The organism is Winogradskyella undariae (assembly GCF_013285155.1).
In the GTDB taxonomy this organism is placed as follows: domain Bacteria; phylum Bacteroidota; class Bacteroidia; order Flavobacteriales; family Flavobacteriaceae; genus Winogradskyella; species Winogradskyella undariae.
Genome location: NZ_JABTEL010000008.1, coordinates 105,180 through 129,382 on the forward strand (window position 1 = coordinate 105,180; position 24,203 = coordinate 129,382).

General features: G+C 30.9%; 25 protein-coding genes. 6 read left to right on the forward strand and 19 right to left on the reverse strand.

From position 1 onward, the window contains the following. Nucleotides 1-30: 30 nt before the first annotated feature. The 13 genes from HSX10_RS12080 to HSX10_RS12140 form a co-directional block, all read right to left on the reverse strand. Complete coding sequence (locus HSX10_RS12080) at nt 31-270, reverse strand: DUF6095 family protein (RefSeq protein ID WP_173588479.1); 240 nt, start codon at nt 268-270, stop codon at nt 31-33. Continuing rightward, a complete protein-coding gene (murQ, locus tag HSX10_RS12085) occupies nt 254-1,069 on the reverse strand; it encodes an N-acetylmuramic acid 6-phosphate etherase (RefSeq protein WP_173588480.1) in 816 nt (271 codons plus the stop codon). The genes HSX10_RS12080 and murQ overlap by 17 nt, the downstream gene beginning before the upstream one ends. Before the next feature lie 204 nt (nt 1,070-1,273). Continuing rightward, complete coding sequence (locus HSX10_RS12090; RefSeq protein WP_173588481.1) at nt 1,274-2,089, reverse strand: DUF4249 domain-containing protein; 816 nt, start codon at nt 2,087-2,089, stop codon at nt 1,274-1,276. Nucleotides 2,090-2,092: 3 nt separating this feature from the next. Further along, nucleotides 2,093-4,468 carry a TonB-dependent receptor gene (locus HSX10_RS12095; RefSeq protein ID WP_173588482.1) on the reverse strand — a complete coding sequence of 792 codons (2,376 nt, stop codon included), beginning with the start codon at nt 4,466-4,468 and terminating at the stop codon, nt 2,093-2,095. Between the two features lie 126 nt (nt 4,469-4,594). Next, entirely contained in the window at nt 4,595-6,817 is a 2,223-nt protein-coding gene (locus HSX10_RS12100) for an NADP-dependent isocitrate dehydrogenase (RefSeq protein WP_173588483.1), read from the reverse strand. A gap of 147 nt (nt 6,818-6,964) precedes the next feature. Then, nucleotides 6,965-7,540 (reverse strand): pentapeptide repeat-containing protein, encoded by a 576-nt coding sequence (locus HSX10_RS12105; protein ID WP_173588484.1) that lies wholly within the window; start codon nt 7,538-7,540, stop codon nt 6,965-6,967. A gap of 748 nt (nt 7,541-8,288) precedes the next feature. After that, nucleotides 8,289-8,639, reverse strand: a complete 351-nt coding sequence (gene rplS / locus HSX10_RS12110) for a 50S ribosomal protein L19 (protein ID WP_173588485.1) — start codon at nt 8,637-8,639, stop codon at nt 8,289-8,291. Nucleotides 8,640-8,786: 147 nt separating this feature from the next. Next, nucleotides 8,787-9,107 (reverse strand): hypothetical protein, encoded by a 321-nt coding sequence (locus tag HSX10_RS12115; RefSeq protein ID WP_173588486.1) that lies wholly within the window; start codon nt 9,105-9,107, stop codon nt 8,787-8,789. Between the two features lie 18 nt (nt 9,108-9,125). After that, complete coding sequence (gene trmD / locus HSX10_RS12120; protein WP_173588487.1) at nt 9,126-9,803, reverse strand: tRNA (guanosine(37)-N1)-methyltransferase TrmD; 678 nt, start codon at nt 9,801-9,803, stop codon at nt 9,126-9,128. A gap of 99 nt (nt 9,804-9,902) precedes the next feature. Then, complete coding sequence (gene hemG, locus HSX10_RS12125) at nt 9,903-10,442, reverse strand: menaquinone-dependent protoporphyrinogen IX dehydrogenase (protein ID WP_173588488.1); 540 nt, start codon at nt 10,440-10,442, stop codon at nt 9,903-9,905. Between the two features lie 216 nt (nt 10,443-10,658). Further along, the gene (locus HSX10_RS12130) at nt 10,659-11,267 is read right to left on the reverse strand and encodes a tRNA (guanine-N1)-methyltransferase (RefSeq protein ID WP_173588489.1); all 609 of its coding nucleotides are present in this window, start codon (nt 11,265-11,267) and stop codon (nt 10,659-10,661) included. Between the two features lie 194 nt (nt 11,268-11,461). Beyond that, nucleotides 11,462-12,910, reverse strand: coding sequence for a glyceraldehyde-3-phosphate dehydrogenase (locus HSX10_RS12135; RefSeq protein WP_173588490.1), 1,449 nt, complete (start codon nt 12,908-12,910; stop codon nt 11,462-11,464). A 139-nt stretch (nt 12,911-13,049) separates the two neighbouring features. Continuing rightward, nucleotides 13,050-14,459, reverse strand: coding sequence for a trypsin-like peptidase domain-containing protein (locus HSX10_RS12140; RefSeq protein WP_173588491.1), 1,410 nt, complete (start codon nt 14,457-14,459; stop codon nt 13,050-13,052). Between the two features lie 177 nt (nt 14,460-14,636). On the opposite strand from HSX10_RS12140, the gene dapF reads away from it, so the two are divergent. From dapF to HSX10_RS12165, 5 genes are all read left to right on the forward strand, one after another. Then, a complete protein-coding gene (gene dapF / locus HSX10_RS12145) occupies nt 14,637-15,410 on the forward strand; it encodes a diaminopimelate epimerase (protein WP_173588492.1) in 774 nt (257 codons plus the stop codon). Then, nucleotides 15,404-15,928 carry a GNAT family N-acetyltransferase gene (locus tag HSX10_RS12150; protein ID WP_173588493.1) on the forward strand — a complete coding sequence of 175 codons (525 nt, stop codon included), beginning with the start codon at nt 15,404-15,406 and terminating at the stop codon, nt 15,926-15,928. Before dapF ends, HSX10_RS12150 begins: the two co-directional genes overlap by 7 nt. 2 nt (nt 15,929-15,930) lie before the next feature. Beyond that, the gene (mltG, locus tag HSX10_RS12155) at nt 15,931-16,974 is read left to right on the forward strand and encodes an endolytic transglycosylase MltG (protein ID WP_173588494.1); all 1,044 of its coding nucleotides are present in this window, start codon (nt 15,931-15,933) and stop codon (nt 16,972-16,974) included. A gap of 109 nt (nt 16,975-17,083) precedes the next feature. Further along, entirely contained in the window at nt 17,084-17,881 is a 798-nt protein-coding gene (locus HSX10_RS12160) for a DUF2279 domain-containing protein (protein ID WP_367651272.1), read from the forward strand. Nucleotides 17,882-17,998: 117 nt separating this feature from the next. Further along, the gene (locus tag HSX10_RS12165) at nt 17,999-18,655 is read left to right on the forward strand and encodes a peptidoglycan-binding protein LysM (protein WP_173588496.1); all 657 of its coding nucleotides are present in this window, start codon (nt 17,999-18,001) and stop codon (nt 18,653-18,655) included. 89 nt (nt 18,656-18,744) lie between these two features. Here the strand turns inward: HSX10_RS12165 and HSX10_RS12170 are convergent, their stop codons facing one another. The 3 genes from HSX10_RS12170 to dnaA all read right to left on the reverse strand — a co-directional run bounded on the left by HSX10_RS12170 (nt 18,745) and on the right by dnaA (nt 21,467). After that, nucleotides 18,745-19,461: an SAM-dependent methyltransferase gene (locus tag HSX10_RS12170; protein WP_173588497.1), complete on the reverse strand. Its 717-nt coding sequence runs from the start codon at nt 19,459-19,461 to the stop codon at nt 18,745-18,747. A gap of 107 nt (nt 19,462-19,568) precedes the next feature. Beyond that, a complete protein-coding gene (locus HSX10_RS12175) occupies nt 19,569-20,027 on the reverse strand; it encodes a low molecular weight protein-tyrosine-phosphatase (protein ID WP_173588498.1) in 459 nt (152 codons plus the stop codon). 12 nt (nt 20,028-20,039) lie between these two features. Further along, complete coding sequence (gene dnaA, locus HSX10_RS12180) at nt 20,040-21,467, reverse strand: chromosomal replication initiator protein DnaA (RefSeq protein ID WP_173588499.1); 1,428 nt, start codon at nt 21,465-21,467, stop codon at nt 20,040-20,042. Nucleotides 21,468-21,663: 196 nt separating this feature from the next. Between dnaA and HSX10_RS12185 the strand changes: the two genes are divergently transcribed. Beyond that, entirely contained in the window at nt 21,664-22,071 is a 408-nt protein-coding gene (locus HSX10_RS12185; RefSeq protein WP_173588500.1) for an acyl-CoA thioesterase, read from the forward strand. Here HSX10_RS12185 and HSX10_RS12190 read toward each other — a convergent pair. From HSX10_RS12190 to HSX10_RS12200, 3 genes are read right to left on the reverse strand one after another with little or no spacing between them, the layout of a single operon-like run. Next, on the reverse strand, nt 22,066-22,674 hold the full coding sequence (locus HSX10_RS12190; RefSeq protein ID WP_437344042.1) for an IMPACT family protein: 609 nt from the start codon (nt 22,672-22,674) through the stop codon (nt 22,066-22,068). The two genes, HSX10_RS12185 and HSX10_RS12190, sit on opposite strands and share 6 nt — an antisense overlap. Beyond that, nucleotides 22,671-23,522 (reverse strand): EamA family transporter, encoded by an 852-nt coding sequence (locus HSX10_RS12195; RefSeq protein ID WP_173588502.1) that lies wholly within the window; start codon nt 23,520-23,522, stop codon nt 22,671-22,673. The genes HSX10_RS12190 and HSX10_RS12195 overlap by 4 nt, the downstream gene beginning before the upstream one ends. Continuing rightward, nucleotides 23,519-24,136 (reverse strand): HAD family hydrolase, encoded by a 618-nt coding sequence (locus tag HSX10_RS12200; RefSeq protein ID WP_173588503.1) that lies wholly within the window; start codon nt 24,134-24,136, stop codon nt 23,519-23,521. Before HSX10_RS12200 ends, HSX10_RS12195 begins: the two co-directional genes overlap by 4 nt. Nucleotides 24,137-24,203: the final 67 nt, after the last annotated feature.

Here is a 24,203-nt window from a genome sequence, read left to right on the forward strand (position 1 = left end):
TTGGCAGATCATCATTTGTGCTAACAACAATTATTTCTTTTTCTTAAAGATACTATCTAATACGGTGTTAATTCCTAAAAATAAAAAAAGTATGGCTCCAATACAAAGTATAAAAGCAATGATAAGCAATGGGATATAAAGTGGTTTTTCACTGTTGGATAGTGCTAAATGCAACAATGTTGGGCCGGCAAACATAAGACCTAAACAGATTGCTAATCGTTTTAAGCCTTTTGCTAAAATGTCTCTGTCTGTGCTATGATCTTCTTCCATGAGTAATGCTATCTCTAACGTTTTTATGTTGACTTAATAATGTGGATGCTTCTGATTCTGAAATGTTAAGTTCGTTCATTATCATTTGCTTAGCTCTATTAACTAACTTATCGTTACTAAGCTGCATATCTACCATTTTGTTTCCTTTTACCTTTCCTAATTGTATCATTACTGTTGTAGTAATCATATTAAGAACAAGTTTTTGGGCCGTTCCTGCTTTCATTCTTGAACTTCCTGTTAAGAATTCTGGTCCTACAATAACTTCAATAGGAAATTGAGCTGTTAAAGATAAAGGACTGTTTTGGTTACATGTAATACAGCCTGTTATAATATTTTGTACGTTACATGTTTCTAAAGCACTAATAACATAAGGCGTGGTGCCTGAAGCTGCAATACCGATAACGACATCTTTTTCTGAAATTTGATATGTTTCTAAATCTTTCCAACCTTGAGTGGTTGAATCTTCTGCATTTTCTACTGCTTTTCTTATGGCTTTGTCTCCGCCAGCTATAATTCCTACAACTAAATCATGTGAAACTCCGAAAGTAGGAGGGCATTCTGAGGCATCTAAAATTCCTAAACGGCCGCTTGTACCAGCTCCCATATAGAAAAGACGACCTCCATCTTTTAATTTATTAACGATTTGAAAAATAAGAGCTTCTATTTGTGGTAATGCTTTTTCTACGGCTAAAGGAACACTTTGATCTTCTTTATTTATAGAATTTATAATCTCGTTAATAGACATATTTTCGAGATTATTATAGTTTGAGTCTTGCTCTGTTGTTTTTATAAAATTCATGCCTTAAAGGTAAGAAATAATTTTGGCGGATAGGTTGCATTAGCGGTAGTAACGGCATCCTTTTTACAAAATTTATAAAGTAATTAGTATTGCGATACAATCTATAAATAGGCGAACTATTTTTAATAGCGGCTAAGTAATTTGTAAAAAGATATAGTGGATAACGCGACCCACCCTAAGGTGGGTAATGCCCAAAAAAATAATTTATTCTACAGTATAAATAACTTCATCTACTTCTGATAATCTGAAATAACCATAAGGGTAATTATCAGGATTGGTTGTATTAACACAATTTCCACGAACTGTTGCGGGCTGCGTTTGAAAAGGTCCTCCGCCAGAATCTCCTCCTTGTTGTAGCAGAATGTACATGAAATTGTAAAACTGACTAGAGATGCCATAATTTCTTATGGTTACAATATCTCCGGATTCTAAATCTTCTTCTGTGTAAAAGCCGAAAATTTGATTACCATCTGTAAAAGTATCATCATTAACATTTAAGTCTGGAACGACTGGGATATCACTAATAAATTCAAATAAATAATAATTATCAATTTCAGCAGGGTCGGTATAATAGGCTTTAAGCTCTATATCGTCACCCGAAAATCCTCCTTCATTATTTTGTTCTATATAATCTATAGGAACTACGTCTGTTAAAGTCTCGGTTGCAGTATAAGTTTCACCGTTGTAATTTATAGTTAAGGTATAAACGTCATCTATTGTTGGGATGAAAGTACTGTTATTGTAAATGCCTGTATTGTCTGTTTCTATAAAATTGAACGTGTTGCCAGAGGTGTCTGAAATCTGTATGGTTGCACCGTTTGCAGGAGGGACTGTTTCGTCGAAAAAAGGTGCTGACAAAGTTAGCTTTATACTTTGTTCGTTACCTGTGGTGCCTTTAAAATAGTTGATAGATGCTTCTATAACCAATCTAGGTTCTGCAGTATTTAAATCGACGTCAATGACATCTTCGCAATTAGTAAAAAGGATTAAAATGAGACTTATATATAGTAATCTTTTCATGATTTAAAATTTGAAATTATAAGAAAATGATGGCACGACACCAAAAATAGATAAACGTGTAGCTTCATTAGTGCCTGAGTTTCTGTTTTCGCTAAAGGAAATACTTGCGGCATTTTTTCTGTTATAGACGTTGTATAATCCGAATACCCATTCGCCTTTAAAGTTTTTAGTGCTTTCTGGATTTGGATTGTAATTAACAGCTAAATCTAAACGGTGATAGGAGGTAAGCCTGCTAGAATTTCGGGTTTCATAAGTTGGAATAATGATATCGTTATATTGATATTGTCCGTTTGGATAAGTGCTTGGTTGCCCAGTTTGAAAAATAAAATTAGAACTAAATGACCATTTTTTGTTTAACTCATAACTGCCTGTAATAGAAATATCATGTGTTTTATCGTAAGGTGTGTTGTACCATTGTCCGTTGTTAATTCCAGTTTCAATGGCTGTTCTTCCAGGTGTTCTTTGTTCTGATTTTGATAATGTGTAAGCAACCCAACCTGTAAACTTGCCTTCATTTTTTTTGAAAAGAACCTCTAAACCATAAGCGCGCCCTTCACCATTAAGAATCACTTGTTCTATAGCGTCGTTTGCAATTAAATCGGCACCATCAATGTAATCAATTCGATTTTCTATGGTTTTATAAAAACTTTCGACTTCTAAGGAATAAGCATTGTTATTGAATGTTCTAAAATACCCTAAAGCAACTTGATCTAATAACTGGGGTTTAATGTATTTTCCACTTGGAGCCCAAACATCTAAAGGAGTTGGTGAGCTTGTGTTAGATAGTAAATGTAAATATTGACTCATACGATTATAACTTGCTTTTACCGAAGATTTGTTATTTAATTGATAAGCAATAGCTAAACGAGGCTCAAGGTTTGCAAAAGATTCTATAACATCATTTTTACTAAAGTTTTCAGTACCTATAGGATTTGCTTTTTCATAAATGCCAAAGGTTTCATTAAATATTAATGGGCTATCGTTTTCATATACATTTAGTTCATCTTGCCCTAATCGGTGAAACATACTTAATCTTGCTCCATAGCTAACCGATAATTTATCACTTATTTTATGTTCTGCATCTATGTAAATGGCATTTTCGAATGCATATTTATCAATAAGTTTATATGGGTTAATACCCGAATCATCATTAATAGGTTGAATATCTCCTGGGTTAAATTTGTAATACATACTATTTAAGCCATATTCTAGTTTAAAATCATTACTGATGTAATGTTTGAAGTCGTATTTAAGGTTGACGTTTTTTATACCTGAAACCCAGTCAAAGCCAACGAAATCTAATTTTAATCCGTAGTAATAGTCTGAATAAATAAGTGATAAATTTGAAAATATTTTGTCTGAATAAAGATGATTCCACCTAAAGTTAACTACAGAATTCCCGAATGTATTCTCGAAAGTGTCAGAAAACTTAAAAACATCACGGCCAAAATAACCCGAAAGATAAATGTTGTTATTATCGTTTATATTGTAGCTTAATTTTGTGTTGACATCATAGAAATAAGCAATATTATCTAAGTCAAAAAGGGGGAGGAAAAGATGTGCATAACTGCTACGGCCACCAATTAAAAAGGAACCTTTGTCTTTTTTAATTGGACCTTCAGCTAATAGACGGCTAGATATAAGTCCAATTCCACCATTCATATGAAAAGACTTACTATTCCCTTCTTTCTGATAAATATCTAGGACAGAAGATATACGGCCTCCGTATTTAGAAGGTATTCCGCCTTTATATAATTTAATGTCTTTTATGGCATCAGGGTTAAAAACCGAAAAGAACCCAAAAAGGTGAGACGAATTAAAAATTGTAGCCTCATCTAAAAGAATAAGATTTTGATCAGCAGCACCACCTCTAACATTAAAGCCTGAAGAGCCTTCGCCAGCATTGGTAACACCAGGTAAGAGGGTGATAGATTTTATAACATCGACTTCTCCTAAAACAACAGGCATGTTCTTTATCGTTTTTATGGATAAAGAATTAACGCTCATTTGCGGTTTTTTAATGTTTAATCTTTCAATGTTATCAGTAATAACAACTTCATCTAAACTTTCAGTAGTTTCGTCAAGTTTATAGTTTTTTGTAAGGTTATCATTAAGGATTAACGTTTCTGAAATTGTTTTAAAGCCTAAGTAACTTATTTTTATGTTATAGGTTCCGGCAGGTAATGTAATAGAGTAGAAGCCGTACTCGTTGGTAACAGTTCCGGTTTGTTGCTCGGGAATAATGACATTAACACCAATAAGTGTTTCGTTACTTTGGTTATCTGCTATTGTACCGCTAAGTGTGAAATTTTCTTGAGCTTGAAGTAGAATAGGGAAGAGTAAAAAAAGATAAAGGATTCTTTTGAGAACTAATATCATAATTTATGAATGAGATGGGTATTTTACGTTTGACGATTAGCGTAACTTTTTGTTACATAATATTAAAAATAAATAAAAAAAGCTTCCCGAAGGAAGCTTTTTAGTATAACAATAATATAATATTAGTTACGCGTTTATAATAGTATTAAAAGCTTTACTTGGACGCATAGCATTAGAAATCAAATCTTCATTTGGAAGATAATATCCTTCTATATCAACAGACTCACCTTGACAATCAATAAGTTCTTTAACAATCTCTTCTTCTTTAGAAGATAAAGCATTGAAGATACTTGTAAATTCAGCTTTTAAATCAGCATCTTTATCTTGGTTTGCTAAAGCTTCTGCCCAATAAAGTGCTAAATAAAAGTGACTTCCTCTGTTGTCTAATTCATTCACTTTTCTTGAAGGTCCTTTTCTGTTTTCTAATAATTTATCAGAAGCATCATCTAAGGTTTTACCTAAAATACTTGCTTTATCATTAGAGTTTACTTGAGAAAAATGCTCTAAAGAAACAGCTAATGCTAAAAATTCACCTAAAGAATCCCAACGTAAATGATCTTCAGAAATGAATTGTTGAACATGCTTAGGTGCAGATCCACCAGCTCCTGTTTCAAATAATCCACCACCATTCATTAATGGCACAATAGATAGCATTTTTGCACTTGTACCAACTTCTAAAATTGGAAATAAATCTGTTAAGTAATCTCTAAGTACGTTTCCTGTTACAGAAATAGTATCTTTTCCTTCTTTAATTCTTTTTAAAGTAAAGTTTGTAGCATCAATTAAAGAAAGAATTCTAATATCTAAACCTTCAGTATCATGATCTTTAAGATATAAGTTTACTTTTTTAATTAATTCAGCATCATGTGCTCTTTTCTTATCTAACCAGAAAACAGCAGGTGTCTGTGAAGCTCTTGCTCTTGTAACGGCAAGTTTTACCCAGTCTTGGATTGGTGCATCTTTAGCTTGGCACATTCTCCAGATATCACCTTCTTCTACTTTATGAGTTAAAAGCACTTTGCCTTCTGCATCAATAACTTCTACTTTACCTTTAGAAGTAATCTCGAAAGTTTTATCGTGAGAACCATATTCTTCAGCTTTTTGAGCCATAAGTCCTACGTTTGGTACAGTTCCCATTGTTGTTGGATCGAAAGCGCCATTCTTTTTACAGAAATCGATTGTTGCACTGTAAACACCAGCATAACTACTGTCTGGTATTACTGCTTTAGTATCTTGTTGTTTCCCTTCTGCATTCCACATCTGACCAGAAGTTCTAATCATTGCAGGCATTGAAGCATCAATTATAACATCACTAGGTACATGAAGATTTGTAATTCCTCTTTCAGAATTTACCATTGCAACATCTGCTCCATGAGTTAATGCAAAACGAATATCTTCTCTAATAATGTCTCTTTTTTCTTCTGGAAGTTCGCTTAATTTTTCAAGTAAGTTACCAAATCCATTGTTTACATCGACACCAATTTTTTCAAAAGTTTTCCCATGTTTTTTGAATAAATCATCAAAGAATACACGTACAGCATGACCAAAAATGATAGGGTCTGACACCTTCATCATGGTTGCTTTCATGTGTAAAGAAAACAAAACACTTTTATCTAAAGCATCTTCTACTTGTTCTTCTAAAAATTCAATTAAGGCTTTTTTACTCATTATCGTTGCATCGATAATTTCACCTTTTAATAAACCTAAATCACTTTTTAAGTTTGTTTTATTTCCTTTAGCGTCTGTATGTACAATGTTAATTGAAGTCGCTTCGTCTAAAGTTACAGATTTCTCATTATGAGCAAAATCTCCTTTAGACATTGTTGAAACATGTGTTTTAGAATTTGGAGACCAAGCCCCCATACTATGTGGGTTTTTCTTAGCGTAATTTTTAACAGCTTTTGGAGCACGTCTGTCAGAGTTACCTTCTCTAAGTACTGGGTTTACAGCACTTCCTTTAATTTTATTGTAACGCGATTTAATTTCTTTTTCCGCATCGTCTTTTGGCTCATCTGGGTAACTAGGGATTTTAAATCCTTTAGCTTGTAATTCTTCAATTGCAGCAATAAGTTGTGGTACTGATGCACTGATATTTGGTAATTTTATAATGTTTGCTTCAGGTTTTTTAGCTAATTCGCCTAATTCTGCTAAAGCATCTGTTACTTTTTGATCGTCTGTTAAAAAATCAGGAAAAGTAGCTAAAATTCTAGCTGCTAATGATATATCTTTTGTTTCTATAACAATACCTGAAGACTTTGTAAATGCTTCCACAATCGGTAAAAATGAACGTGTTGCTAAAGCTGGTGCTTCATCCGTTTTTGTATAAACAATCTTTGCTGTTTTCGTCATAAGTCTTGATAATAAAAATGAATATAATTGTGCTCGAAATTGAGCTGAGCAAATATACGAAAACGTTTGATTTTTACACGTATAAGATTGTTACTTAAGAGTGTTTAATTTTATGAAATTAGCAAATAAACTCTTAAAATATTAAATTTAGTCTTTTATCTTAATATTATAGCTGTATAATAAACCTGAGATATTTTCTTTAGAAAAAGAAGCTTGTTTTACTTGATTTGTTGAAGGATTAATAGCAAAATTAAAAGCCGTTGAGAAATCTGATTGTACAATATTTGTTAATTGAAATATAGATTGTTTTAGATCACAATCATTAAAAACGACTTGTTTAGCTTCACATTCTGTAAAATCTACTTGTTGCATTGTACAAGAGTTAAACTTAGTATGGTTTATTTTTAATTGATAAAAGCTACTTAGATTTAGAATGCAATTGGTAAAATTAAAGGATAACAAAAAAGTGTTACAGTTTTGAAATAGAACGCCCATAATCTTACAACCCTTAAAAGTTATAGCGCTAAAAGTGGTGTTCATTACGTTGGCATTACTAAAATTGCAGTCTGTAAAATCGCATTCTAAAAAAGTGATATTTGAAAGGTCTGAATTTTCAAAATTACAATTAGTAAATGTACAATCTGTGTATTCTGTTTTTGGCAAGGTTTTTTTTGTATAATCTATTGCCTTAAAATGCTGTTCGTCTATGGGAGGTAGATTCATATTACAAGAATACGAAAACAATTTGGTAAGTAAACTTAGTAGGTTATGTGAATTTACTAGGATATTATTCTAACATCAATTTGCAATATATTAAAAACAAAAAGCCATATCACTCAGAAATATCTGTGTTATATGGCTTTTTTAGAAACAGTACTTACAAGACCTTATAGCTTTTGCTATTTCAGTTGTATGGACAATGTCATCAACTTTTTTGGTTCAAGAGCTTCTGTTTCCAATTCGAAACATTTCATACCTTTCAAAATGTATTGACTTGATATGACTTTGTTTCTTAGGTTTGTTTTTCTTGATGCAATATCTATGTTCTTCAACTAAATGAATATTAGAATAAAGCATTGCTCATTTTTAGTGTTTATTTTCAATCACACTGAATTTTCTGAGCTTTCCACTTTAATAATATAATCTACTACTAAAAGTATGTTATTATTAAGTTTCATGGTCTATTGCTAAAATACCTGTTTGCGCAACTGCAATGTAACCTCAAAAAACAACCTCAATACATAAAGAACGAATCTTCGATAACAATTAAATACTAATTAAAACTATTCTTCAAAACCAATCAGTTCATGTTTTTAATTGTTATACTAATTTATATAAATTTTATAGATTTCTTTATTTTTTTAACATTTTATATATCAATAGTTTATGAACTGTACTTATTAACAAAAGTTAATAACCCAAAAAAGCCTTCTTTTCAGAAGGCTTTTTTATTGTAATATATAAGTTGGAATTATCTTCTAACTTCTTTGATTCTTGCTTTTTTACCAGTAAGACCTCTAAAGTAGAAAATTCTAGCTCTACGTACTTTTCCACGTTTGTTAACTTCTACTTTTTGTAAAGCAGGTAAGTTAACTGGGAAGATACGCTCTACTCCAATTGTTCCAGACATTTTACGGATTGTAAACGTTTCAGAAGATCCACTTCCTTTACGTTGTAATACAACACCTCTAAAAAACTGTGTACGTACTTTTTCACCTTCTCTAATTTCGTAGTATACTGTGATTGTATCACCAGCACTAAATTCTGGAAAGTCTTTACGGGTTACAAATTCGTCTTGTACAAATTTTATTAAAGAACTCATTTTATTTTATTTATAATAGTTTGATTTAAAGCAACATTCACGGTTCTCGCCAGAGGTTGGTCTAAATTGGTTTGCAAAAGTAATGATATTTATAATATAGACAATACTTTAGTGCATTATTTTTATAATGATAAGACAATTACAACCTCATGGTTTCTTTTTTGAAAACTCTGTTATAGCAAGGATTGTTAATCCTACAGTAAATATTAAATAAGATAAACTCTGAATGATGTTAGAAACACCTTGTAACAGTAATAAAGTATCCATATTCCCTCTGCTTGCAAAAACGTTAAGAATTATATTTCCGATGTAAGTAACAAATACTAAGATAGTACCTATTAAAATGATCCATGTTGCTAGAGTCTTCTTCTTTATAAAAAGAATAATTGAGGCCATTAATATAATAAGAGTTGAAAAAACACTAATAATTGAACCTATTGTAAAAAGCATTTCAGTAGAACTAAGCATTCTATATAAATTTAGTAATTAATCTTCTAAAAGGTCTGGTCGTCTTTCTAAAGTTCTTTTATAAGCTTGTTCTTCTCTCCACTTTTCAATTTTAGGAAAATTTCCACTAAATAATACTTCAGGAACTTTCATTCCATCATATTCTCTAGGTTTTGTATAAATTGGTGGTGCTAATAAATTATCTTGAAAAGAATCAGTTAGGGCAGAAGTTTCATTTCCTAAAACACCAGGAATTAATCTAATTACTGCATCACATAAAACAGCAGCGCCTAATTCACCTCCAGATAACACATAATCTCCGATAGATATTTCGCGAGTTATAAATTTATCGCGTACACGCTGATCTACTCCTTTATAATGTCCGCATAAAATAAGAATGTTTTCTTTTAAAGACGTTTGGTTCGCTATACTTTGGTTAAGCTGCTCACCATCTGGCGTCATATAGATAAGCTCGTCGTAATGACGTTCTTTTTGTAGTTTAGAAATACATTTATCTATAGGCTCTATAGTCATTACCATACCTGCACCTCCTCCAAATTGAGTGTCGTCAACAGATTTGTAACCACCAGTAGCGTAATCTCTTAAATTATGAAAGTGTACTTCCACTAGACCTGCTTCAATAGCACGTTTTAAGATTGATGCTTCAAACGGACTTTTTAAAAGTTCTGGTAATACAGTGATAATATCTATACGCATAATTCAATTATATAAGGATGCGAAGATATATAATTGGTGCGATTAATATCTCTATATTTTATAGAGATTGTTTAAAGTGTCTGTATTATAGGCTTCTTGTTATTTTGTTTCAAGACTTTTTTGGATTCTTAATCCAAAATCATCTACTTTTTTCCAATTTGTGTATTCTATAGGTTGGACAGATTTTGTGGGACCCCCAGTTAATTTCATGATTAATTTAATCATTAATCGATCAATTAAAGGATATGATTTATAATCTAATTTCCCTGCAAATACTTCTAAAATATCGGGTTTCCAATCAATAGTGTTTAAAAACTTAATAAGATAAGGGTTTGTATTAGCAGAATTTTTATCTTCTTTTCTTGCAACAAGGTTAACAGAGAAAAAAGCTGTCGTTATTTGATTGAGAATTATTATGTTTTTCTGTATAAATTCATAGACCTTTTTATGGTGCTTACCATATCTAATACTTGCCCCAATTATTAACGTATGGAACTCTAATATATCTTCATTAAAAGTTTCAATTGAATACAGTTCAACTTCAATTTTTTGATCATTAAAATGAGCGCATAATTTTTCGCAAATCTTTTTGGTTTGTCCATCAACAGATGAATAAATTATTCCAATTTTTTGTGTCATAATATTAATTTACTCAGTAGATGTTTTATATAAAATGAGAGATATTATAATGAGGGGATCTATGATTCATATAATAGATAAAAATAATCGTTTTTTTAGATATTGTGAATTTATAAAGCTTAAAAAATGGAAGTAAAATTACCTAAAGAATAAATTTTTGGCACAAAAAAAATCCGCAATTCAATTGCGGATTTAAATTTTGATTTAAGAAGCTTATTAAGATTTATGCTTATTTAATTCATCTTGTAATTGGCGTCTTACTTTTTGTTCTCTTTCTAAAGCATTACGTCTGTGTTCTTCAAATTCAGTTTCTACTTCCGTAAGCTTAAATTTCGCTTCACGCGTAGCAGAATTACTTCCCTTAAACTTATAAATAAATAATAATAATAAAGCTAGAAGTCCACCAATAATGGCCCACATTAAAACTTTATAACTCGCTTTATTGGTTTGTATTCCAAATAAAGAAATATTATCTTTTTCGTCATTAGTAGCGTTTAATGTAGATTCTGTATTTGATAGATTAGATTTTAGATTTTCAATTTCACCAGCTTGTTTAGTAACTACAGCTTGTGTATCTGTTAAATCTTTATGTACTGCTTTTAATGAATCTAGCACATGAGCCTTTAGTGAGAATAACCAAGTTCTTTTAACAACTTTATATTCTTGAAATTTTCCAGATTTTTGAATAACGTATTCAAATTGGTTGTCAATTGTACCACTATTAAGAGATAATTTTTCATCTTGATCATCATCTGTTTGTGCAGATATTGAGGGTAAATTAAGTGTAACTAAAAGAATAAAAGCAAGTTTGGTTAAGAATTTCATCTTAGGTTTAATTTATGGTTGTGTTAGTTTAAAAAAGTATGCCAAGATAATGATTTTATGAAGACTTCATATAACAATTATAAAAACAAATAGCCCTACATATTAGGTAAGGCTAATTATATACGATGCACAATTTAATTTAGATCTTAATTTTTTTTAAATCTTTTTTTTTAATTAAAGAACTTAAAAAAGCTCTAATAATAAGAATAACGTCTAACCTTAGCAATATATTTTGCTAAACGAATAACTTGATGACTATAGCCGTATTCATTATCATACCATATATAGAGAATAGCATTTTTTCCATCTTTTCTAACTATCGTTGCTTTGCTGTCATAAATTGAAGGTGCAGAACAACCTACAATATCGCTAGAAACTAACTCATCGCTCATTTCGTATTTAATTTGTTCAACTAAATCACCTTCTAAAGCATATTTTTTAATAATAGTATTGATGCTTTCTACCGAGGTTTCTTTTTCTAATTCTAAGTTAAGAATAGCTAAAGATCCATTTGGTACAGGAACTCTAATTGCATTAGACGTTAATTTACCTTCTAAAGAAGGAAGCGCTTTGCTGACTGCTTTACCAGCTCCGGTTTCTGTTATTACCATATTTAATGCAGCAGCACGACCGCGTCTGTATTTACCGTGAAAATTATCTACTAAATTTTGATCGTTAGTATAGGCGTGAATGGTTTCTAAATGTCCTGTTTTAATTCCGAAGGAATCTTCGATAGCTTTTAAAACAGGTGTAATAGCGTTAGTTGTACAAGAAGCAGCTGAGAAAATTTGAACCTTATCAGGGTGGTGCTCTAAATGGTTAACACCATGTACAATATTTGGAATTCCTTTTGCTGGAGCAGTAATTAATACTTTTTCTACACCTTTAGATTTTAGGTGTCTGCTTAAAGCTTCTTTATCTCTAAAAGCACCCGTATTATCGATAACTAAAGCATTATTAATTCCGTAACTGGTATAATCAATATCTTCTGGCGCATTTGCAGAAATAATTTTTACAGTTGTTCCGTTTATAATTAGAGCAGAATTTTTAACATCGATATTTACAATTCCAGAAAAATCTCCGTGTACAGAATCATTTCTTAATAAAGAAGCTCGTTTTTCTAGAACAGTTTTATCAACAGTACCTCGAGTAACAATAGCTCTTAGTCTTAATTGTGTTCCTTTTCCTGTGCGCGTCATTAATTCTCTTGCAACCAAACGTCCAATTCTACCAAATCCATAGAGAACAACATCTTTTGGCTCAATGCTTTTGTTGTCTTTTGCGTCTTTTAATTTAGAGGTAATAAAAGCTGTAGCATTACTATATTTTTGATCTTCTAAATGATATTCGTAAGTTAATTTTCCGATGTCTAATTTAGCAGGTGGTAAGTTTAAAGCGCTAATGGCTTGTGCAATTTCAACAGAATCGAAAATAGAAATAGGTTTTTGAACAAACTTCCCCGCATACTCGTGCAAGTTTAATATTTCACTCACATTTCTATCAATTAATTGGTTTCTAAACAAGACCAATTCTATTGATTTATCATACCATAAATCGCTAACAATTTTAATAAATTCTACAGTTGCTCTGCGGCGATCGGCTTGAAATGCTAATTCTTTTTCGTAAATGGCATTAAATCCCATGTTTTCTTGGTTTAAGTGATTTAGATTTTGCGCAAAAATAGCATATTTCAAACGTTTTCGTAAATCCTTTTATCAAAAATAAAACCCCTTCAAAATTCAATATTTTGAAAGGGTTTTTTAATAACGAGAAGGGCTTTTTTTATCTAAAATTATAGACTACTTTTTCTCCGTCTTTATTGATCACTTCAATTTGAAGCGGTTCATTATAACGACGTGTTTTTATTGCTGTTTGAGCATCTTCAACATTGTATAATTTTTTACCATTTATTCGAGTAATTATACTTCCTTCTTCAACACCACTTCTAATCCAATTAGATTTGTAATTTTCATCTAATTCAGAAATTTTAACACCATATTCTGAGTTATAACGTTTTAAATCTTTTTCTGATGGATTTTTAATAAGTCCAATTGTTGGTAAAGTGTAACTTGTAGGTTTTAATAATGTTACTGGCATAACTTCTTCATCACCATCTCTTAATAAAGTTACATTAACAACATCATCTGGACTTTTTGTTTTTAAATAGCCTGTTAAGTCAGAGAATTTATGGATTTTAACTTTATCAATTTTTTTAATAATGTCACCTTCTTTAATTCCTGCTTTATCAGCACCTGTATCTTCTTGTACATCACTAACATAAAAACCTTCAGTAATATCAGTTCCTAATTCTTTAGCAGCAGCACTATTTAAAGCCCCTCCAACAACTCCTAAAATACCATTTTGTACATTACCATATTCCATAATATCATTCACAATTTTACGCGCAATATTACTTGGTACAGCAAACGAATAACCAATATAAGATCCTGTTTGAGATGAAATAGCGGTATTAATTCCTATTAAATCACCATTAGTATTTACTAGAGCACCACCTGAATTTCCTGGGTTTACAGCGGCATCAGTTTGAATAAAAGATTGCATATTTTGCCCAGATAAATCTCTTGCTTTTGCACTAATAATACCAGCAGTAACAGTAGAGGTTAAATTAAAAGGATTTCCTACGGCTAAAACCCATTCTCCAACTTTAGCATTATCAGAATCTCCAAATGCCATAAAAGGTAAATCTTCATCTGTTTCAATTTTTAATAAGGCAATGTCGGTTGTTTCATCAGTTCCAATTAATTCAGCGATATAAGACTTATTGTTGTTTAATGTAATACTAATCTCATTAGCATTTTTAATAACATGGTTGTTGGTTACAATGTAACCTGTTGGAGAAATAACGACTCCACTTCCTGTTCCTACTTGTGCATGTTGCGATTGTCTACCATAAAACAAATCTTGCATTGTAGTTGGAGAGGATATTACAGATGTATTTTTTACGTGAACAACGGCATCTAAAGATTTTTCTGCTGCGTTTACAAAATCTGGTGTAGCAACTTTACTTACATTAATAGAATTTGAATTATTAGTAGGTACAAATACAGGATAATCAGACGACTGATCAACGGATAAAAGTTGTGTGTCATTTTCGACAAAAAATTTGTAGCCACCTAAAGTTAATAGACCACCTAATGCAGAAACAAACACCAATGTTATAATCTTCTTCATAATTTTTCAGATTTAAGTTTAACTATTTAATTATTATTTATGTTTAATGAACGATTAAAATTAGAAATTTATTGATTTCGATTTTGATTTTAACGGGTTTTTAACGCCAAATTTAACGCCCTATTAACATCGCAAAATACAGACTAATATGCTTATATTTGTGCATTATTTTTACATATGACATTTTATAAATATCAAGGAACAGGGAACGATTTTGTAATTGTAGACAACCGTTTACAATTCATAAACAAAAAGGATACCAAACGTATAGCAACCATTTGCGATAGACGTTTTGGCATTGGAGCAGATGGTTTTATACTATTAGAAAATGATGAAAATGTAGACTTTAAAATGGTCTATTATAATGCAGATGGTAACGAAAGTACGATGTGTGGTAATGGTGGACGCTGTATTGTGGCTTTCGCTAAATTTTTAGGTATCATTGATAATGAAACTGAATTTATCGCTATTGACGGACTTCATAAAGCTAAAGTCGAAAATGGTTTGGTACATCTTCAAATGCAAAATGTTTCTGTAATTGAGTCATTTGATAATCATTTGTTTTTAGATACGGGATCTCCTCATCATGTAGAAATTGTTTCAGATTTAAAAACTTTTGAAGTAAAAGCTAATGGTGCTAAAATTAGATATGGCGAACCTTATAATGAAGCAGGAACTAATGTGAATTTTGTTACACAATTAGAGTCCGATTGTTTTGCAGTGAGAACTTACGAACGTGGCGTAGAAGACGAAACTTTATCTTGTGGTACAGGTGTAACAGCTGTGGCATTAGCAATGCATAAGAGTGAAAAAACTAAAGCTCAAATTGTAAATTTAGATACTGAAGGTGGTAAACTTAAAGTGTCTTTTAATAGTTGTGAAAATGGCTATAATAACATTTGGTTAGTTGGTCCTGCTGAGCAAGTTTTTAAAGGTGAATTTGTATGGTAAGCCTTAAAGGAACTGATATTTATTTAAGAGCATTAGAACCCGAAGATCTCGATTTTGTGTATAATATTGAAAATAACACAGCGCTTTGGTCGTTAAGTGATACACAAACACCTTATTCTAGATTTTTAATAAAGCAATATCTAGAAAATGCACAGCAAGATATTTTTGAAGCTAAACAATTAAGATTAGCAATTTGTGATCATAAACACAATACTATTGGATTAATTGATGTGTTTGATTTTGATATAAAAAATAAACGTGCAGGCATAGGTATCTTGATTCAAGATAAAGAAAATAGAAATCAAGGTTATGGTAAAGAAGCTTTAAAATTACTTGTAGATTATTGTTTTCAAACTTTACATTTACATCAAGTATATGCTAATATTTCGGAAAATAATTTAGCTAGTTTAAACTTATTTGAAGGTAATGGCTTTAAAATTATAGGATTAAAAAAAGATTGGAGTTTCGATGGTGAAAATTATACCAACGAGTATATTTTACAACAGATTAATAATTAACTATGTATATTAAAAAAGTTCTGTGGGCAGTAGCTCTTATTGGTTTAATGATTTTTGGTGGATTTGCTTATTATATTTATAATGCTATGTTTTCACCAAATACAAGTTTTGAAAACGAGACAGCATATATTTTTGTGCCAACCAATGCTAATTATTCTATGGTTAGATCTCAGTTAGAACCACTTTTGGCAGATATTAATGCTTTTGATGCTTTAGCTAAACAGAAAAAATATACTTCAAATATTAAAGCAGGTCGTTTTGCTATTTCTAAGGGGATGAATAATAATGATATTATTAATTCAATCCGAAGTAAAAATCTTCCTATTAAGATTGCATTTAATAATCAGCATAGTTTAAAAGACTTAGCAGGAAGAGTAAGTATGCAAATTGAAGCTGATAGTTTGTCTTTATTTAAAGCAATGTCTGATCAATCATTTTTATCTAAAAATGGTTTCTCTAAAGCTACAGCTTTAGGCATGTATTTACCAAATAGCTATGAGTTTTTCTGGAATACATCTGCCGAAACTTTTAGAGATAGAATGTTAACAGAATACAACCGTTTTTGGACAGAGGCAAGAAAGGCAAAAGCGGAAAAACTGAATTTAACACCAAATGAAGTGATCACTTTAGCTTCAATAGTTCATGAAGAATCTAAGCAAGCAGATGAACAACCAAGAGTTGCAGGTGTATATTTAAATAGACTTCGTATTGGTATGCCATTGCAAGCAGATCCTACTTTAAAGTTTGCAGCTTATCAATTGCCACAATATCAAAACACAATTATTAGACGTGTTTTAAATATTCATAAAGATATTGACTCTCCTTATAATACATATAAAAATTTAGGTTTGCCTCCAGGGCTTATTGCCATGCCAGATTTATCCGCTATAAAAGCGGTTTTAAATCCTGAATCTCATAGTTACCTTTATTTTGCGGCAGACGCAAAACGTTTAGGATATCATAAGTTCGCAAAAACATTAGGGCAACATAATAATAATGCAAGAGAATATCATAGATACTTGTCTTCTCAAGGAATTAACAAATAAGGTGAATCGTTTTTTTGGCTTTATAGTATTTTTGTTATTCGTCAGTAACTCGCTTTATTCACAATCTAAATTCAATCAGTTTTTAAAACCCAGTGACACCCTTAATAAATTGCGTAGAAATACGGTTTTTATTACTGAAGCTTCACTGGCGACCATCACATTGATTGGTTTAAATCAATTATGGTATGCAGATTATCCGCGTTCTAATTTTAAAGCATTAAACGATAGTGAAGAGTGGTTGCAGATGGATAAAATGGGACATATGTTTTCTTCTTATCAATTAGGTAGGTTAGGAGCTAATACCTTAAAATGGGCAGGAGTCAGTAAAAAAGACCAATTAATTTATGGTTCTACATTAGGGTTTGGTTTTCTTACCGCTGTTGAAGTTTTAGATGGTTTTTCAGAAGAATGGGGATTCTCTTGGTCAGATATGGCAGCGAATACTTTAGGCTCAGGGTTGCATATTGGGCAAGAATTACTTTGGGACGAACAACGTTTGGTTTTAAAGTACTCTTTTCATCAAACAGAATTTGCAAAACAGCGACCTAATAAATTAGGAAGTGGTATTACTGAAGAATTTCTTAAAGATTACAATGGACAAACTTATTGGTTAAGTGCAAACATTAATTCATTTTTAAAAACAGAAACAATTCCTAATTGGTTAAACTTAGCTTTTGGTTATGGAGCTGATGGAATGTTAACAGGTGAAGCTAATGATCCTTTGTTTTTAAATCAGAATAGAAAACGACAATATTATCTAAGTTTAGACATTGATTTAAGTCGAATTGAAACAAATTCTCACTTCTTAAAAACTTTATTTGACGTTTTTAATGTTATTAAGATCCCTTTTCCGACGATAGAAATGAACGACGATGGTCGGGTAAAGTGGCACTATATCTACTTTTAAGTTAAAAAATTAACAGTTAATCGATTGATTTTCAGTAATTGAAAATATGTCGTATATTTGCACGCGAATTTTGCGAGAAGGTTTTTTAACAATCTTGCTATAAAAATTTTAGCTGTTATGATTAAAAATAGCGTTAAGAATATTGTATTACCATTTTCAATTTGTTTATTTATGGCTTTGGCCTTGTATCCAGATTCTGCATTAAATCCTGATACATATTCAACAGAAGGATTAGATTTAGATTTTACTGTTTCAGAAGATTTGGTAGTGGTTACTAAAGAACATTCTGTAAAACCTAATCTGTTTACTCCATATTTAGGAAAATCATTTGAAGGCTTTAAAGAAGCTTTAGCTTTTAAAGAATCTAGAGGAGATTATTTTACAGTAAACACTTTAGGATATTTAGGGAAGTATCAATTTGGTGCAGAAACTTTAAAAGTGATAGGGATATATGATCCGCATCAATTTTTGTACAATCCAGAATTACAGGAAAAAGCATTTATAGCAAATGCAGAACGTAATAAGTGGGTGCTAAGAAAAGATATTACACGTTTTGAAGGTAAAAAAATTGGAGGTGTTAAGATTACTGAATCTGGTATTTTAGCAGCAGCACATTTAGCTGGTCCAGGAAGTGTAAAGAAATTTTTAAGAAGTTATGGTGTTCAAAACTTTTCTGATGCCTACGGTTCTTCTGTAAAATATTATATGAAGAAGTTTTCTGGTTATGATACTTCAATGATTGCACCAGACAAAAAAGCACGAGTAATGCTTTAAGTATTGTCTGTATCATTTATAAAAAAAAAAGCTCTAAATTTCAATAATTAATTTGAAATTTAGAGCTTTTTTTTATGTGTAAATATTAGTTAATCCTTATGGATGATAAATATTGAAGGTCTTTTATGAAAATCTTCTTTATTGTTTTTCCATTCCTTTGCAATCTTTGTTTTAATATATTCGGTAGGCAAAGTTAGATCACATGCTACACAAATTCTAGTGTTAGGATGAAGAATACTAACAAGATCTTCAAGCATCTTCATATTTCTATATGGTGTTTCAATAAAAATTTGAGACTGATTATGTTCAGCAGATAAACGTTCTAGGGTTTTTAATTTTGATTTGCGTTCACTTTTATCAATAGGTAAATAACCATTAAATGTAAAACTTTGTCCATTCATACCAGAGCCCATTAAAGCTAATAAAATAGAAGATGGTCCAACAAGTGGTACAACTCTAATATCCATTTGGTGTGCTAAATTAGCAATGTCTGCGCCAGGATCTGCAATAGCAGGGCAACCAGCTTCAGAAACTAACCCGATAGAAATTCCTTCTAAACATGGGTTTAAAAATGTATTTCGTTCTTCTACTGTAGTATATTTATTTAAAACCTGAAGTTTTAAACTAGGTTGTGATTTATTAGGTGATATACGTTTTATAAACCGGCGAGCTGTTTTTTCATTTTCAACAATGTAATAATCGAGTTCTTCAACTATTTTTTTTATTGAAATTGGTAATACCTCAAGCGGCGGATTATCACCTAATCTTGTAGGTATAAGATATAATTTACCTTTGTTAGTGCTCATGTATAAGAAACTTTTATATTAATAGAGTTTAGGTCTATTAAATTATATGATTATAAATTGCTTTGGTACTAATTTACGAAAAAGATGTTTTAAAAGTATTTATGATGTTAATCTTGGTTTAATTGTTTGGCCAAGATATCACAAGTTTCATTAATAAGATTATACACATATTCAAAATCACTATGATCTCCATAATAAGGATCAGGCATGTTTTTATTTTGAATTGAAGTATTGATATCTAAAAATAACTTCACTTTTTTAGTGTCATTTGCATTTCGAGATAAACTGATAATGTCAGAGTAATTTGATTGATCCATGACATAGATATAATCAAAAGTATCAAAATCTGAAACATTAAATTTCCGTGCACTTTGAGTACTAATATCTAAGCCGTTATTTTTAGCAACAGCAATAGAACGTTTATCCGGAGAATTGCCAATATGGTAAGCGGCAGTTCCGGCAGAATCTACATAAAAATGATCTTCAGGCAGTTTAGATTGCATTACTCCATGAGCTAATGGCGATCGGCAAATATTACCCAAGCACACCATTAAAATACGTATCATAATTAAGAGGAATTAAAGCGCTAATTTTTTAGATAAATCTTCAACGTATTTTCTAAATTGTTTATCTGTTGAAGATAAATTATCGACAGTTTTACAAGCATGCAATACAGTAGCGTGATCACGTTGTCCTATTTGAGAACCAATACTAGCTAAAGATGCTTTTGTATATTTTTTCGCAAAAAACATCGCTAGTTGACGGGCTTGTACAATATGACGTTTACGAGTTTTAGATTGTAGTGTGTTTACATCCATTTGAAAATAATCAGAGACTACTTTCTGTATGTAATCAATCGAAACTTCTCGTTTTGTGTTTTTAACAAACTTCTCTACAATTTCTCTTGCTAAGCTTATTGTAATTTCTTTTTTGTTAAATGATGATTGTGCAATTAATGAAATAATAGCACCTTCTAGCTCTCTAACATTACTTTTAATATGTTTTGCAACATACTCTATAATATCTTCAGGCATTTCAACACCATCTCTATAAAGCTTGTTCTTTAAAATAGAAACTCTAGTTTCAAAATCCGGAGTTTGTAATTCTGCAGAAAGTCCCCATTTAAAACGTGATAATAAACGTTGTTCAATGTCTTGCATGTCTACAGGAGCTTTGTCACTTGTTAAAATAACTTGCTTTCCGTTTTGGTGTAAGTGATTAAATATATGAAAGAAAACATCTTGTGTACCTGTTTTACCAGATAAGAATTGAACGTCATCTATAATAAGTACATCTATAATTTGATAGAAGTGAATAAAATCATTTCTATTATTTTTCTTAACAGAGTCTATATATTGTTGCGTGAATTTTTCAGCAGAAATATATAAAACTGTTTTTTCAGGATATTTATCTTTAATATCAACACCAATAGCATGTGCTAAGTGTGTTTTACCTAAACCAACACCACCAAATATTAATAGTGGGTTAAAAGAAGTTCCCCCTGGTTTATTTGCTACAGCAATACCTGCATTTCTAGCCAACCTATTAGAATCTCCTTCTAAGAAGTTTTCAAAACTATAACTTGGGTTAAGTTGCGATTCTATCTTAACATTTCTAATTCCAGGAATTATAAATGGATTTCTAAGTTCTGGACTTTTGTTATTAAAAGGAACATCAACATCTTGAGATTTTAATGCAGATCGGTTAGAACTTGGAATCTTTTCTGTAAATGGCTGTTTGTTACCATAGGTGTTTTCCATTCTGATTACGTACACCAATTTAGCACCTTCACCTAATTCTTTACTTAGAGATACTTTTAATATTTTAACATAGTGCTCCTCTAACCATTCGTAGAAAAACTTACTAGGTACTTGTATACTTAATGCATTACCCGAAAGTTTTACCGCATCTATAGGTTCAAACCAAGTTTTATAGGCCTGTGGTTGTATATTATCTTTTATAAAAGCGAGACAATTACTCCATACAGATTGCGCGGTGATATCCATTCGTTAACTTAAATTTTATTGATAGTTAGATTAGCAAAAAAAAAGAGAAGTGAATTCTCTTGTAGTTTTTAACAGCACAAATATGTGAACAAAATTCTTAAAAAAAAAATATAATTTTAATGAATATTTGGATTTTTTTTCCCATGTTTAATACTTTTTAAATTTACAAAATTATTACCAAATAAATGTATATACTATGGATTATAATGAAACTAAATTAAGAGTTCGCTATGGGGAAACTGATCAGATGGGAGTTGTGTACCATGCTAACTACGCAGCGTACTTTGAAGTAGGAAGAACCGAGTGGTTACGGGAGTTTGGACTTAATTATAGTGATATGGAAGCAGATGGAGTAATGCTTCCTGTAGTTTCTTTGTCTGTAAATTATAAAAATTCAGCGCGTTATGATGATGTAATTACAGTGAAAACTACACTTAAAAAAATGCCAACTGCATCTATTGAATTTGAGTATGAATTACGTAATCAATCTGACGTTTTGATAGCGACAGGAAATACCGTTTTAGCATTTATTAACATGGAACGGAATAGACCTACAAGATGTCCAAAATATATTTTAGACCAACTACAAAATTACTCGTTATAATTCTTTGATGTCAACACCAAAAAATTGTGAAAAAAGATCGAATACTTTTGAACTGTGGTTTTTTCTGACAGATATTTCTAATAAGCAATCGAGTTCCAATTTTTGATTTGTGATTGCAACGTCATTTTCTTTCAAAATGCGCATCACCTTACTCATGTTTTTATATTCAAATTGAAGTTGGAATTCTTTGTTTATTGTTCGCTCTATAATTTTTGAAGCTTCAAGCGCTAATTGTGCACCTGTTCTGTATGCGTTAATTAATCCGCCAACACCGAGTTTTACGCCGCCGTAATAACGAACGACTATGATTAAGATGTTAGTGACTTCAAAAGATTGAATTTGTCCATAAATAGGCATTCCTGCAGAGTTGTTAGGTTCGCCGTCATCATTGGCTCTATATTGTAGGGTTTCTGTTCTTATCTGATAGGCGTAACACCAATGTCTAGCAGCATAATGTTCTTTTTTTACGGCTTCTAAATGTTGTTTTATTTGCTCTTCATTGGTAACAGGAAAAGTAAAACCATAGAATTTACTGTTTTTGTCTTTAAATAATTCGCCTTGAGCAGGCTTTGTAATTGTTTTATAAATATCGTCTTCCATTATGCTAAAGTGACTAATAAGATTGCAATTAAGGCTAAAATAATACCAATCCAATTTTTCTTAGAGATGTTTTCTTTAAAGAATATTAAACCGATTAATGTAGAGAGTGCTAAAATTGCAATATGATTTATTGTAAATAATGTAGAGCTTTCTGTGTTTTCAACACGCAAGGCCATTAGTAAAAAATGTATAGATCCATAATTAACGATACCTAAAGCGAAACCAAAAGGAATACATTTTAATTTAAAAATACTTTTGTTTTTTAAAGCTTTAAAAATTAAAAGCGATACACCAATTACAGCTGCCATTGCAAATATTGTAGCAGAAAATAAAGGAATGTTATCATCTGGAGCAAAATAATTGATAGAAGTATCTATTGTGCCAGAACCTAAAAATAAAATGATAGGTAAGTAAATGGATTGTTTTAGAACACCAATTTCTTTCTGTTTTATAGAAGTAAGATATACGGCAACTAAAGCTAGTACAATTCCTGTGATTTTTTGAATACCTATACTTTCCTTAAAAACTAAAATACCAAATAGAATAGGGATAATGACACTCATTTTACTAGAAACGGAGGCTACTGAAAGGCCATTTTTCTGAGCCGTTAATGCCATAACGTTAAATATCGCTATAAATAGAAATCCTAACATTATAGCGACTACAAACCAATTAGATTGAACTATTTCGGTAGGGTTAATGTTGCCTTCGTATAAAAAGAATCCACAAAAGAAGGCAACAAAATAATTGATAACAATAACTTGTAAGGTGTCAATGTTAAATTTCTTCAATAGTTTAAATACCACAAAAATTGCAGTAGAAGATAAGATACTAATGAGTAAGTATATCAAAAAAGGTCTTTTTTAGTTTCAAAAAGTGTAATAATGTCTTCTTTCGTTTCGTCTATATTCCAAGTGTGAAAACCCATGGTAGCAGCAGTATCTGTATTGTCTTTGGTGTCATCTATAAAGAGACATTCGTTAGCAATAAGATTATTTTCTTTTAACACAAATTCGAAAATATCAGTATTTGGTTTTCTAAAGTGAATTTCTTGCGATAAATAAAAGGCATCAAAGCAAGCTTTAAATTCTTCAAAGAATGGTGTTGTAGATTTTACAGAATCAATATGTAAATCATTGGTGTTGCTTAACAGTATAAGCGTGTACTTTTTTTGTTCTGCTAAATTTTGAATAAATTCTAATCTGTATTTCGGAAAATCTTTCAAGATAGAATTCCAAACGTCAATGAGTTGTGTTTCTTCTATATTTGAAAATTTACTTTTATAAAAATCAACAAATTCTGAGGTCGAAATTTTTCCAACTTCATAAAGTTCATTGGTTGCATTCATTTCTGCATCTAACGCTTCAATTTGAAATAAATCTAAAGCATTTTGTATAGCGCCTTGCTTATCTAAATTGATAAATACATCGCCAAAATCGAAAATTAGTGTTTTAATTTTACTCATTTATTCTTGGTTGCACTTAGTAGAGTTTAAATGCTTTTTTCGTTATTGTAATCTATTAATTTTATTT